8 protein-coding genes are annotated in these 14,074 nt (G+C 45.1%); 3 read left to right on the forward strand and 5 right to left on the reverse strand.

All coding sequences use genetic code 11. The annotated features are described in order from the left end of the window. Positions 1-138: 138 nt before the first annotated feature. The 5 genes from NBH15_RS16790 to NBH15_RS16810 all read right to left on the reverse strand — a co-directional run bounded on the left by NBH15_RS16790 (position 139) and on the right by NBH15_RS16810 (position 7,549). Positions 139-993, reverse strand: coding sequence for a DUF7281 domain-containing protein (locus NBH15_RS16790; protein ID WP_128134889.1), 855 nt, complete (start codon positions 991-993; stop codon positions 139-141). Beyond that, positions 990-4,655, reverse strand: coding sequence for an ATP-binding protein (locus NBH15_RS16795; protein WP_250823126.1), 3,666 nt, complete (start codon positions 4,653-4,655; stop codon positions 990-992). Before NBH15_RS16795 ends, NBH15_RS16790 begins: the two co-directional genes overlap by 4 nt. Continuing rightward, the gene (locus NBH15_RS16800) at positions 4,639-5,199 is read right to left on the reverse strand and encodes a condensin complex protein MksE (protein WP_128134888.1); all 561 of its coding nucleotides are present in this window, start codon (positions 5,197-5,199) and stop codon (positions 4,639-4,641) included. The genes NBH15_RS16795 and NBH15_RS16800 overlap by 17 nt, the downstream gene beginning before the upstream one ends. 9 nt (positions 5,200-5,208) lie before the next feature. Continuing rightward, positions 5,209-6,405 (reverse strand): hypothetical protein, encoded by a 1,197-nt coding sequence (locus tag NBH15_RS16805; RefSeq protein ID WP_128133692.1) that lies wholly within the window; start codon positions 6,403-6,405, stop codon positions 5,209-5,211. A 73-nt stretch (positions 6,406-6,478) separates the two neighbouring features. Then, positions 6,479-7,549 (reverse strand): Fic family protein, encoded by a 1,071-nt coding sequence (locus NBH15_RS16810; protein ID WP_128133691.1) that lies wholly within the window; start codon positions 7,547-7,549, stop codon positions 6,479-6,481. A 547-nt stretch (positions 7,550-8,096) separates the two neighbouring features. Here NBH15_RS16810 and NBH15_RS16815 point away from each other — a divergent pair. From NBH15_RS16815 to NBH15_RS16825, 3 genes are all read left to right on the forward strand, one after another. Beyond that, on the forward strand, positions 8,097-8,687 hold the full coding sequence (locus tag NBH15_RS16815; RefSeq protein WP_128133690.1) for an HU family DNA-binding protein: 591 nt from the start codon (positions 8,097-8,099) through the stop codon (positions 8,685-8,687). 2 nt (positions 8,688-8,689) lie between these two features. Continuing rightward, complete coding sequence (locus tag NBH15_RS16820; RefSeq protein WP_250823127.1) at positions 8,690-12,772, forward strand: hybrid sensor histidine kinase/response regulator transcription factor; 4,083 nt, start codon at positions 8,690-8,692, stop codon at positions 12,770-12,772. Between the two features lie 99 nt (positions 12,773-12,871). Next, a complete protein-coding gene (locus tag NBH15_RS16825) occupies positions 12,872-14,020 on the forward strand; it encodes a glycoside hydrolase family 88/105 protein (RefSeq protein ID WP_443146944.1) in 1,149 nt (382 codons plus the stop codon). Positions 14,021-14,074 lie beyond the last annotated feature (54 nt).

Raw genomic sequence — 14,074 nt, forward strand, 5'->3', positions numbered from 1 at the left:
TAATAATAAGGTTAAACTTAATACTCGTTTATTCATGATTTGTTAATTGAATGAATTGCAAATATACCCCGGCATTCTTTTTTTCAGTAATAAAATCATCTCATTACCGATTAAGATTGTCTCTATTTACCTATAAAATCACTCAAAACGGATAAAAACCTCCTGGTCGAGTCCTCTTTTATGTTTACGGATCAGTCCTACCAACTTTTGAACTTCCGGCAACTCCAGACATTCGGGTGATAAGTTAAACGACTGCTTATCATATCTCTCCCGGCTTCCTCTATTCAACCACTCTTCTATATCATCCGGTACAAAATAATGAGCCTTCCCCGCCAGATAAGGAAAATATTCATTACTGAACACATTCAAACCTGCCGGATCGAAATCACCGAAATGAAGATACGGATTCGGTATAGCTGCCAACCAACGGACCAGATCTTTACTCTGTGTCTGAGGATAGCGGCAAACAAACAGAGGCGTTATGTTATTGAACAGATAGGCTTGCTGACGGATATAACGAAAGTTCTCCGGATTCTCCATACCGACAATCGTAATTTCCTGATCCGGAACAAACGATTCAAAATCGGAAATAAACAAATAACTTCCCTCAACAGGTGAGACAACAAACGGTTTCCCGTTAAACATAGATTCCAAAGGCTGGTAACTGTTCACACAGAAACCCTTAAAACTTCTCACCGAACGAATTTTTGTATCACCTACCTGACGTGCTAAATCAGCACGGAGCAAGTCTTCCTTTTCCAGTGTTTCGACATAGAGCGATAGGTTACTTACATTGAAACGGTTGTAAAGAAAGTCATCGAGCGTAGCTTGATTCCGGACATAATAAGTTTTCCGACTCCCTTTCGGAAGGATTTGCAACACCTCTTCTTCCAGCAACAAAGCAGACAATGCATTATTAAACTGGCTGGAAGGAAGCTTTTCTCCCCTCCCTAGCCGCAACAATTTACGGGCATCCGCCAACGAAAGCTTCATGATTCGGCCTCCTTCCGGATCAAACGTTTAACGACTGTGATATTCTGGCTGTCCTTATTTAATATATAGGTATAGCGATAATCCGTCGCCCGGTAGGAAGTAGGCGAACAATTCACCAGCAGGATATTGCGGCTGTTAGCAAAGTTAAGGATACCTTGTATGTTGTTCGGATGCAGTTTGCCGATCTCATCCATCATACAATGCAGCCGGAAATCACTGAAACGACGGGAAGCCTTTTCTTTGAACACATTGAGCAGCATGATATTAATCATGGCCTTTACTAACACGTCTGTCCCATCGGAACCCACATTGGCCAGTTTTTCCACCCATCCGCTGTCGTTATCGTTCTCCACGATGCGGAATTGCAGGTCGAAGGTGTCGGACAGGGTTAGTTCCTTCTCGCTTGTTAGTGACAACTCTTTCACCAGCGATTGCAGATAACCGACTGCCTTCCGGTTGTTCTCCTCCTGTTTCTCAGCAGAGCCGGAGAAAAGGTCGAAACTTCCCAGGCTGAAAAGATGCTCCTCGTTGAAGTCGCGTATGGTCTGCATCAACTGCATGATCTTATTCTCGCTCGGCATGGCACGAAGGGCAATGCTTTTGATTACTCCGGCAAAGTTGCGTTCCACAAAATCGTCATTGATATCGTTGATCACCTTCTGTATAGCTCCTTCCCGCGACATCATATCCGAAACTTCCTTTCCGATCTGCCGAATAATATCGGTGTAAGCCTTATTGGAACGTTGTTCGAACTCGGCGATCTTGTCGTTGTCGATAAAGTCAGTCAGTTCGGAAGCGAAATCCATAAAATCATCCTGAGTCGTCAGGCGGGTACGGAAATGGAAGGTGTTCTGTTCGGAGAAATTGCCGGTGAAGCGGTTCACAGCCTCCCGCAAATCCTTCTCCCGCTCGATGATACGGAAATGGTTGCGGATCAACTCTTCCACCAGCGACTTACAACGTTTTCCGGTTTCCTTTTCAGCACCCGACAACAGTTCGGCCGGACAATCCTCCTGCCGGCAAAATTCTTTTGTCCGCCGGATATCCTCCCTCAGTTCCTCCAGCAAACGGTTCAGTTCCTCCAGCGCACCCCGTTGTTCTCCTGCTTCACGGAGCAGTGACAAACGTTTCTGTTCGTATTTCCCCTGCTCACCGGCCAGTTCCTTTTCTTTCAGTTGCTTGTCGTTACGAAACTCGTCCATCCGATCGATCAGTTCCCGCTTATCCTTGCGGTATTCGATCACCAACGTCCGGTTATCTTCGATGAAACGCAGTTCGTTTTCCAGTTTCCCGATCCGATCCGTCACCGCCGTTATCCGGGAAGTATCCGCGCCTTCACCAGCCAACTCTTTGGCATATTCTTGTTGCAGGACTACCAATGTTTCTTTCAACTTTGTCCCAGCAGCGGCAATTCCGGCGTGCAACAAAGCTGTAGCAGTTTCTACCTGTTCTGATTCTTCTTTGCCCCGTAGCCGGAACTCTTTTTCTTTGGCTTTGATCCGTTTATCCAGGACAGCAACCGATTTCTGCCATTCCTCTTCCGCCTCCATCCGTTGGGCGGTGACACGGCGCACCTGCTCTTCCACCTGTAGTAACCGGGCCGCCTTCTCGTCAGCCGCCTTTTGCTGCCAGGTGATCAGCGTTGCCGCCAGTTGCTGCAATTTCAACTGATGCTGTTCGTTGCGGTAATCCAGCCGGATCACCTCTTCCTTGTCAGCCTTTATCAAAGGCTGATATTTCTTTTTGAGACGGACAGCCTCTTCTTCCTTGCGGACAGACAGGTCGTTGAACTGCTTTTTCAGTTCCTGTAACTGTGTCCGTAACTCCTGCTGTTCCTCTTCATATTCGCCAATGGTCTTCACCACTTTGCCGATTCCCGACAAATCAAGTTTGACACCGTAGAGTGTAGCAGATAGCTTTTCCATCAACTGCGGACCGAGTCCGGTATGGAACAGGACTTGCTTCTCGTCGATCACCTTCCCGATCGTGTCTTCCCATCCGGGATATTCACGATTCAGCCACTCGTAGAGCGACCCCTGCCGGCTCTTCAGAAGAGTTGCAATCCCTGCGATATGGCGGTCAGCCTCCTCTATCCGGCGTGACAGTTCTTTTTGCGCGGAAGTCGTTTCACGTTCCAAAGCCTGTCCCTCCAGTTCCCATTCGCGGGTATTGCTTTTTATACGGCGGTTGCAGGTTTCTTTCTTCAGCATATCTTCCTTGATCTCTCCTTGCAAAACCGCTTGTTCTTCTTTACAACTCCTGATTTCTTTTTCATAGAACACCTGGTGACCGATTTCCACCTTCCGGATGGCCAGACCTGAAAGTTCTTCCTTTTTCCGGTCGATCTTTCCGCGGGCGCTGTTCACCTTTTCTTCCTCCTGCTCCTTTATTTCGCGGATCAGTTGTTCCTGTTGTTTGCGAAGTTGCTCTTTCTTCTCAAAGAGCCGTTGTTGCAGACCGATCGCTTCTGTCTCTTTGGCATTTTTGAAAGTAGTGAATTGTGCCTTCTCCTGCTCTTCCAGCAAAGCGAACTTTTGGCGGATATGTGTAAAACGATCTGTTAGGATACTCAACTGTTCTTCCAGTCCCGCCTTTTCATTGGCTACACTTTCGCGAGCATTCACCCGCCGTTCGATCTCACCGATATTCAGTTGTTCGTATCGTTTCTTCTGTTCACGGGCCTGCTGCAACTTATCGTTCAACAGTTTGATATCGGATGTGATCTGTATTTTCTTCTCTTGGTATTTATTCGCCAGTTCGCTCAATTGCATTTCCGTCTTTCTCAACTTTTCCTGTTGCTCGGAAAGTTGCCGTTCACGAAGGGGAAGTTCTTCGCCGGCAAGGCGGTAGGCAAAGTTCAGTTCGTGCGACAATTCTTTCCGCTCCTGTTCATGATAAAGCAGCGTCCGGTGCACATCGATAGCTTTCTCCGCCTGTTTACGTACCAGTACATTTCCGTTCCTGTCCTTTGCATGCCACAGGCTGATATCCTTATACTCTTCCTCGAATCCTTTGAGATGATCAGCATATTGACTCAGGTCAATCGTCGCATTTTCTTCGCTCAGCGACATGATGATCGTATCTTTAATAAACGAGGCTTCCAGTTTTGAATTAAGGAAGACATTCTGTATCGTACGAGGAATATTCTGATACTGGCTGCTTTCGGTGATGGCAAACTTGCGAAACTCAGGCAGCAGTCCCTTGTTATTCCCAAAGATGATATTCCGGTATTCTTCGTATTTCTCGATCTTTCGGCTATAATACACCTTACGACCCAATGCTTCGCGTATCTGATCCCAACCGTCGAAGGCACGCCCCTCCGGGGAAATAAAGAAATCCTTGTCGTAGGCAATATCGAGAAAACGGAAACAGGCACGTCCCTGCGAACGGAACGCCATCACAAGATAACAACCCTCATCGCGCTTTACTTCGTAGATCACATATGAATTGGCATACGGGAAATAGTATTCGTCGAAACTTTTCTTCTCTTTCGAAATTCCCAGTTTCATCTTATCCGCATTATAGAAAAAGAGCAAGGCACGCAGCACGGTACTCTTCCCCACTCCCTGGGTTCCGATGAAATGCACATTGCCGTCGACCGGGATATCGGCATAATTCACCCGGGCGCTGTTGATAAAAACAATTCTATTCAGGTATCTCATTTTGCGTTTCTTCTGGTATATTGATACAGGTTACTAATTCTTCCAGATAATTAAAAGCAGCAACAACCTTATAGGTCGATGTGATCTCGTTCTCCAACTCGATGAACCCGTCACGTTTCAGATCGTTCAGTACCTTTTCGAGTATCTCGTCCTGCTTCTCCTTTCCCGTATATTTCTTTAGTCCGCCGAGTTTCTCCTTCAGTTCGGCATCCAACTTAAGCCGCACCAGGATATCGGACGGCTGGAAACGGAAACCGGGGGCAAAGGAGTTATCATACGTTTTGACAAAGTCGAGCACATCGATCCATCGCATGGCGATTTCCAGCTTACGCTCCAGTTCGGCACGGGTTTCACGGCGGGCAAAATAATAGTATTCGTTGCCGCTTTCGAGGAAAAAGTTGATCGAAGCATAGTGTTCGTAAAGTTCCGTAAGGTTCCCGTCTATCTGGTTGTAAAGCTGGCGGATATGCGGATCGGTACTATCCGACGAGATAAACCCGCCCTTGCTCAATAACTCGAATATTTCAGCAGTCTGTTTAATCATAGTTCATATTTATTTAGGATACACCAAAGTATATTCGACCCCATAGGCCGAAGCATACCGGTCAGTGACCGAACAATCGTCGTAATACTGGGAGATGATCTGACAGTAGAAGGTGATACGCTCGTCAATATCTACCTCTTTCGGAAAGCGGTAAGTCATCACGAAAGTGAACAGGTCGCTACCCGAAGCCAGAAACGCGTTCTTCACCTCTTCCAGATTGATAAATATTTCTTCCGTCGTCTGCGTCACAAGATAATCACCGGCAATGTTACCAGCAATCTTCTTCGCCTGGCGACCATTTTTCTTCACACGGACAAATACTTTACGGATACTTTCCACCACATCGTCACCGCTGCGCAGATAATCGACCGACAAACGAAGCGGATAAGTGGGCGACGGCTCGAAGCAAACGGGATCTTTGGCTGCCAGCACTTCCCGGATATTCGTCTTGCTTTCCAACTCAAACTGGTCTTTCAGGTATTTCAGCTGGCGAACTTTTACCAATATCCGGCTCTGATACTCGATTTGATTCAAATAACTGATAATCTGTTTCTGGATCTCGATCAGGTTGTGGCTGCATTCGTAAAACTGAAGCCTCAGCATATCGGTAATATGCCCCAGCTCCTCATCCGTAGCAATACAGAAAAAGGCTTCCTCATTTCCGTTGATAAGTTCCTCTGTCGTCCGAATCAACGCCTCGATGCCTTCGCGCTTTTCATCGAGGCGCACCAGCTTCTGTTTCTTTATCTTATAATTGGGTTCGCTTTTAAAGGTATTATCAACATTCCGTTTCAGGTCGATCACATTGCGAAGAGTCGTGACGGCGATGTTACGCAGTGTCCGTTTGATATTCCGCAGATAGCTGTATCGTTGTGTCTCGTTGTTTTCCTGAAGAAAATAGGATATCGTATCTTTCAGATAAGTGATATGTTCATGGACGAACGAAATATTGATCTCCTCGTTCACCTCCAGTATCTGTTCGAAGAATTGCAAATAGGAATCTTCCAGTTCGAGAAACGAACCGTTCTCCCTGACGACCTCCGAATCGACCAACTTCCGGATACGTTCTTCCTTATAGTCCACCAAAGCCAGCGCATCCTCATAACGAAACGAAAGTATCTTTCGCTTCGCAAACAACTCTTTCAACAACCGTTGTTCGCGACTAAGCGTTTTGAGGAGTTCTTCTATAGAATGAAATGCAGGCATAAGGGTATGATGTTTTTAATTAATTGATCTTAATTCGTTCGATTGTACCACCATTTTCGATTGTACCACCATTTTAAGTGGTACAATTGATTAAGACGTGCCAACGTCCACGTGTTCCACCCTCACGCTTAATGTACTCTTTATTCTGTAACTCCTTTATTTCTTTCTGAACAGCCGATTTGTTTATAGTAAGTGCGTCAGATAATTCACGCACCGTAATCTTAGGGTTAGAAGATATCTGCTCTATTATTTTTTCAGTAACAGGCCTTCTGAACAAAATGACTTCACCATTCATATACCACAATTTACCGGAATGCCGGTGAATAATTTTAAGTCCGATATCAAGTTCCTCCTCCAAAACATGCTTCATATAATTAATAAACGGCTTTATTTGTCCAAACGAAGCCTTAGCACCTTCGGCTGGGATAGAGCCGACAGCCGTATCCGCTGCACTTAGAGCACGTAAATAGTTCGCTTTATCCTTTGTTTTAATTACAATCATTGGGTAATTATGACGGGAAAGAATGTAGTTCACCATCAATCTGGCTATACGACCGTTTCCGTCCTCAAAAGGGTGGATACGAATATACCGATAATGGAACACGGCTGCCAACTCTATCGGAGACATCTCTCCGGCCACTTCCGCTTTATTATACCATTGTACCAAATCATTCATTAAAGCCGGTGTTTCTTCCGGGGAAGCATATTCAAAAGACTCTCCGGTAACGGTTATTACGGAATTAGGACGAGTCTTATAACATCCGGCATGAATGACGTACGAAGTCGTTGTCCCATCAGGCAATCTGCGATAAACTGTATAATCTTCGCGTAAAAGAGTATGATGAAGTTGGCGGATAAAGGTTTCCGTCAAAGGATGAATCTTTTCTGCAGCTTCTACTTGCATCATTTTCAGGCCGACATTATGTGCTTTCATTTCTTCCAAGTCTTTCATGTTGGCTTCGCCGATCACTTTCCCAAATAGCAATAAGAGTTCTGTCTGGCCATAAGTCAGCGTATTTCCTTCCATATGATTGGAATTATAGTTGAATTCCAACATGAATTTCTGATTCAAACGAATACTGTCTTCTTCTTTCAAAGGCTGCAAAGATAACCATTCGCCATAAAGTTTCTCTATATTGTCCATAACCGTTCCTTTTTCAATCTCCTGATTCGTTCTTTCGGATACAGTTACCGGAGAATCCCCAATAGTTGAATTCGCTTGCAACTGAATTGCAAATCTAATAAAATAATCTTATTCCCCCATTGCCACCACCAGTTATTGATAATCGTCCTGCCATCTTTTCCTTTAACCCCCCAAAGCAGACGACGAAAAACAGAAAAGAGTATCCTATTGATACCGGTCAAAGACAAAGAAAGCGTACTACAGATATTCAATCTCTTCGGGAAGCTGCAGGACGGCAAGTAGGAGACAATAAAAAATATCCCCTTCAAAGATACAGGTTGTCCCTATATTAAGTATCTTTGGTGCTGAAGAAAAGATTGTCCGACGGATGTCGAACAGTTAGCCGACTCTTGTCAGACAGCTGTTCCACCTCCGTCGAACAGCTGTTTTACAGGGGTCGGACAAACCTTTTGTACCGATATAAGTAAGATTATATCGGTTATAATTGAGATTATGTCCGGAACAAGGTTGATTACAACCGGGATATCACACTTAAACAACACTGCCTATGTCAGCCACTTATAACCTATTTAAGAATCCGGGGAAGGGAGATAATCTTCATGCTCGTCAGGTAAACCAGTACACCGTGCGCATCGATGCGCTTTGCGAAGAGATTTCCCAGATCAGTTCCTTCTCTTCTTCGGATGTAAAAGGAATGCTGGAAGCAGTGAAAAGCCGGATTGCCTTTCACCTGAAATACGGGGATATCGTCGAACTGGAAGGATTGGGTACGTTCAATGCCTCCCTGAAATGTCCGTCTCTGCCCACAGAAAAACAGATCACACCTCATCTGGTGAGGTTCAACAAAGTAGTGTTCCGCTGCTCCAACGAACTGAAGAAGGAGTTGCGTTATATGAAAGTGGAACGGGCCGACGAACCAAGCCGTCTGAAAGGATACACGGAAGAGAAGCGGAAAACGAATATATTGAATTACATACAGCAGAACAACACGATCTCTACCCTCGAATGCCGTTCCATCAATGGTTGCTCGAAGTATATCGCCTTGAAAGATCTCCGGACATTGTTGGATGAGCAAAAGATTGTCCGTTTGGGGTATCGCGCCAATGCACAATATGGCCTAAAAACCAGGGAGGAATAAATATGGGAGTTATCTACAGACTGATGCTTACCCTGATCCTGTCCCTGCACCTCATCACTATATATGCAGAAAACGAAAACCCTTTCTTTTTTTCCCATCTCGGAGTTGAAGACGGGCTTTCGCAGGTATCTATTCTCAGTATATTTCAGGATTCGGAAGGATACATATGGTTCGGGACACGTAACGGAGCAAACCGTTACGATGGTTATGAATTTAAAGTATACCAGAACGAAGTAAATAACCCGGCATCGATCAGTGACAATTATATCCGTAAAATAAGTGAAGACAAAAACAAAAATATATGGATAGGGACTTCCAACGGAGTCAATTGCATCGATTACAAGACACAGCAGATTTCCCGCTTCTATCCGCAGGCCATCAATCCGCAGATAACAACGAATGCTGTCAATAACTTTCTCCGCCATGCAGACGGTGAGTTATATGCTTTCACCACGCGGAGCATATTAAAATGCAATTCTGACAAAACGGTAGAGGAAATGCCCTATCTGACAAAAATGGAATCACCGATCCATTCTATTGCACAAGATAATGCCGGAGATATTTTCATCGGAACAGAAGATAAAGGACTGTACATTTTCACTTCCGGCTGGAAGCTGAAGAAACATTATTTACCGGACAGTTCTAATAATCAGCAAACATTACCCATCAGTACAATATCGGCCTTATTACCGGGACCCGGTAATACTGTTTTCATTGGTACCAATGAAAACGGATTGTGCCTCTACAATAAAAAGGAACAAACTTTCACCCGTTTGAACACGGATAATTCGGGGTTAAACAATAATTCAGTCCGCCATCTCACCGTATTAAGCAAGGACTCTATCTTGATTGGGACTTTCAGAGGGCTGAATATACTGAACACCCAAAACATGATTATCACTCCGATCAATATGGATATGAAGGCAAAAGGAGCACTCAGCCATTATTCCATCCATAGCATGCTGATCGACCGTGACCAGACACTATGGGTAGGGACCTACTCGGCCGGAGTCAATTATCACAGTCCCTTTTACAGGCCTGCTTCCTTTATCACCACCAACTCTTTTGCCGGTATTATTGGACAAGGACGAGAAGACAGCAACGGAAATATGTGGTTCGCAACGGAAGGAGCCGGATTACTTTACTATAATCCGCGCACCGAAGAACAAAAACTCTACCCCATCAAACCTTTACAGGCCGGAAATTATGAAATAAATATCCTTAAATCCATCTTGATACAAGGAGATTCCATTCTATGTTCCACCCACTTCGGCTCGGTCTATCTCTTTTCCATCCGGGACAAACAGTACAAAAAAATACATGATTATAAATATAATGACATCAATACATTATATATAGACAGCAAACAACGGCTGTGGATACCGACCAACACCCCTGATCAAACCGTCATGGCCGATAAAGAAAAAACAACGAGTTATTTTAATGTAAACGGTCATAAAAAACAATTCAGGGGAATGTGCCTGATTAAAGAACTGGAACCGGACGTTTTCTTATTCGGAGCAATATCCGACAGTGTTTTTGTGTACGACATGAACAAGGAAACGGCTACCGACCTTACCTCCCTGCTCCAGAACGGCGATAAGAGAAAACGGCTGGGAAGTATATCGGGAGCCTTGAAAGATGACAACCAATTCATTTGGATAGCCACTACGAAAGGAGGTCTGTTCCGCCTCGACAGCAACCTGAATCTGATACAAAACTACCAGAAAGAAAACGGGTTATCAGAAAGTTACATCAATTCACTTTCGATCGATAAAAACGGAGATATATGGGTCGTTACCGGTAAAGAATTATATAAGTTGAACCGCCCTGAAAACAAATTCGAGCTGGTAAAACCGGTCGACAGCCCGACACAGGAATACTCATTATATGCAAACAATTGTGTATCAAACGACGGTACCCTCTATTTCCCGGGGAACCAGGGTATCCTGGCCATCAACCCGCAAAAAGTATTAACAAATCCGAACAGACCTCCTGTCTATGTCACCTCACTACTGATAAACAGCCAGGAAGACCCGGAAGGCCTGCCGACTTACCAGGAGTTATTGCCTTTGCAATATAATAACAACATCACGTTAAAAGCCAGCCAGGGTAATATCACCATCCGCTATTCAGCCCTCAACTTTATCCACTCCGAGGATAATTCATATGCTTATATGATGGAAGGGGCCGACCATAACTGGCATAATATCGGTAACCGCCGGGAGGCTTACTATAGTAATCTGTCACCCGGTAAATATACCTTCCGCGTAAAAGCTGCAAACAACGATGGTGTCTGGAACCCGGAAGAAGCGGTATTACATATTACCGTAAACCCTCCTTTTTACAAAACATGGTGGGCTTATTCACTCTATCTGTGTATCTTGTCGTTAATTATTACGCTAATTATCCGCTGGCAACATCGTAAACACGAACGGGAACGAGAAGAAAAATACAGACAACTGGAACAGGAACGAATGAACGAACTGCATGAAGAGCGCATGCGGATGTTCACCAACTTTTCCCATGAGTTAAGAACTCCCCTCACATTAATCATCAATCCGCTGAACGATCTTCTCCAACGGGTCACCTTCTCACCGGAAGTAAAAGAAGCGTTGCAGATGATCAAAAAGAATACCGGACGAATGCTGCTGCTGGTAAATAACCTGATGGATATCCAAAAGTATGAGGCCGGGAAATCGATCCTGCAAAAGACACGGTTCAACTTTTCCGCTTTTATCCAGGAAATGTATCATTCGTTTGAAAGTGTAGCCCATAACCGGAATATTCAGTTCACTTTGAAAAATGAACTGCCCGAGCCTTACTTCACCTGTTATGATGAGGCGGAGATAGAGAAAGTCTTTTTCAATCTGCTATCCAACGCATTCAAATTCACGCCGGCGAACGGAAATGTCACGCTCCGTATCAAACGGATCTCCCAAGGGCAGTGCGAAACGTTGCCGATGTTTCCCGAGCAGCAATCCTCAACCCTGATCGAGCCGTCGTATCTGTTGATAGAAATCGTTGACACAGGTAAAGGATTTAATAAAAAGGAAGCAGAAAAGATATTCGAACCTTTCTACCGGGCAGAGGAAGATATACACAAACAGGTAGCAGGCACGGGTATAGGCCTCAGCCTGACCCGCTCCATCGTTCTGCAACACCAGGGATGCATCTGGACGGACAGTACCGAAGAAAAAGGTACAAACTTCCAGATCCTTTTGCCTGACACTGAGATGCAGGACATAAAGAAGGAAGAGGAAACCATAAACTCACATCCGTCTGAAATCAGCAAAAAGGTCGCCCTGCTAGTGGAAGAAACGGAAGCCCGCAATAAACAAACCGTACTACTTGTAGATGACAACCAGGAAGTTTTGCTATATCTGGAACAACAACTACAGCCCGATTACACCGTCATGAAAGCCATCAACGGCAAAGATGCGCTGGAACAGTTGGAAAGTACTTTCCCAAATATCGTGATCAGCGATGTGATGATGCCGGAGATGAACGGGCTCGAATTATGCAAACGGATCAAGGAAAGCCAGGATTTCTGCCATATACCAGTTATATTGCTCACCGCCAAGTCGATGGTGTCGCAGGTCGAAGAGGGTCTGGAAGCCGGAGCGGACGATTACATTGTGAAACCGTTTCAGGTATCCTTATTGAAGGCACGTGTCAGAAACTTGCTCTCGCTACGGGAGAAGATGAAAAGCATTTACGGAGAGTCACTGACTCTCCGTAACCTGGGTGTAGAGGAGCCGGATGAAGACAATGACTTCCTGACGCAATATATAGATATCGTAAAGGCAAATATCTCAAACCAAGAACTGGATGTCTCGGTTATCTACCAAGCATTGGGTATGAGCCGTGCGAACTTCTACCGGAAAGTAAAAGCTGTTACCGGACTCTCCCCCATCGAACTGATCAAGAATATCCGTCTGGAAGCAGGGGCTAAACTTCTGAAAGAGTCGAATATGAACATATCCGAGATCGCCCAGCACATCGGTTTCAGCAGCCGATCTTACTTCGCACGCAGCTTTAAAGCAGTTTACGGCATGTCACCCACAGAGTATCAGGAGAAATGAGACGTTTGTACTCACATTTGGGATGATAATGTTTTTTCATGAGTCAGTTCTTTTATTCATTTGATTATGCTTATTAATCTAATATAAAAGAACTGATTTATGAATTTTAAATTAATGCCGTTTAAACACATTGCCGCAGCAATGATGCTTGGCTTCGTAACAATCTCTTCATGGGCCGCCCCCGTACCGGCCGAAAAACCATTCGGCTTCGACCAGGCAGAAATACTTTCCGTAGCCCGTAAAGTAGCAGACTGGCAAATAAAGGAATTCCCCAATAATCCATATGCCGTCAAGGAACCCAAAGGATGGATAGCCGGTGCTCTCTATCTCGGAATGTATGACTGGGCTGAACTCAGCGGAGAGGAAGAATACTTCAATTGGCTGAAGAAAGTGTTCAACCGCCAGTACTGGCAGGTAGCCGACCGTATGTATCATGCCGATGATGTATGTGTCTCACAGACCTATATCGATATGTACAATAAATATAAGGAGGAGAAAATGCTGCTTCCTACCCTAGCGCGTATCGACTGGGTAATCAACAACCCTTCCAAAGGCGGCCTGGATATAGACTACAGCAAACCTCTCTCCTACGAACGATGGTCATGGTGCGACGCACTCTTTATGGCACCGGGAGTATACACCCGCCTATACACCCTCACCGGAAATAAAAAGTACATGATTTTCGCCGATGCCGAATTCAAAGCCACTTATAACCACTTATACGATAAAGAAGAACACCTCTTCTTCCGTGACAGTCGCTATTTCAGTCAGAAGGAAGCGAACGGCAAGAAAGTGTTCTGGGGACGAGGCAACGGCTGGGTGATCGGCGGACTGGCAGAAATACTGAAAACACTACCGGAGAATGATACCGAATACCGCCCCTTCTACCTGCAACTGTTCCGCGAATTGAGTGAACGCCTGGCCGGACTGCAAAATAAAGACGGTTTCTGGCATGCCAGCCTTTTAGACCCGGACAGCTATCCCTCTCCTGAGACCAGTGCCAGCGGATTTATCGTTTACGGACTGGCCTATGGTGTAAACCAAGGGTATCTCCCGGCAGATAAATATCTCCCAGTTATCGAAAAAGGATGGAAGGCGCTTGTCTCCGCTGTCGAACCGGACGGAAAGTTAGGTTGGGTACAACCGGTCGGAGCCGATCCTAAAAAAGTAACCCGGGATATGACGGAACTTTACGGCACTGGCGCACTCCTGATGGCTGCTGGAGAAATCTACAAACTAAAGGAGTAATTTTATAGAAATTACATATTTTTTAGTGCATTGAGACGATAATACATCCTTTTG

It is taken from the genome of Parabacteroides caeci (assembly GCF_023656795.1).
Lineage (GTDB): Bacteria > Bacteroidota > Bacteroidia > Bacteroidales > Tannerellaceae > Parabacteroides > Parabacteroides segnis.

Bases quoted from the DNA above. Each gene is read 5' to 3' on its own strand.
- NBH15_RS16790 (WP_128134889.1), bottom strand. From the start codon at position 993: ATGAAGCTTTCGTTGGCGGATGCCCGTAAATTGTTGCGGCTAGGGAGG.
- NBH15_RS16795 (WP_250823126.1), bottom strand. From the start codon at position 4,655: ATGAGATACCTGAATAGAATTGTTTTTATCAACAGCGCCCGGGTGAAT.
- NBH15_RS16800 (WP_128134888.1), bottom strand. From the start codon at position 5,199: ATGATTAAACAGACTGCTGAAATATTCGAGTTATTGAGCAAGGGCGGG.
- NBH15_RS16805 (WP_128133692.1), bottom strand. From the start codon at position 6,405: ATGCCTGCATTTCATTCTATAGAAGAACTCCTCAAAACGCTTAGTCGC.
- NBH15_RS16810 (WP_128133691.1), bottom strand. From the start codon at position 7,549: ATGGACAATATAGAGAAACTTTATGGCGAATGGTTATCTTTGCAGCCT.
- NBH15_RS16815 (WP_128133690.1), top strand. From the start codon at position 8,097: ATGTCAGCCACTTATAACCTATTTAAGAATCCGGGGAAGGGAGATAAT.
- NBH15_RS16820 (WP_250823127.1), top strand. From the start codon at position 8,690: ATGGGAGTTATCTACAGACTGATGCTTACCCTGATCCTGTCCCTGCAC.
- NBH15_RS16825 (WP_443146944.1), top strand. From the start codon at position 12,872: ATGAATTTTAAATTAATGCCGTTTAAACACATTGCCGCAGCAATGATG.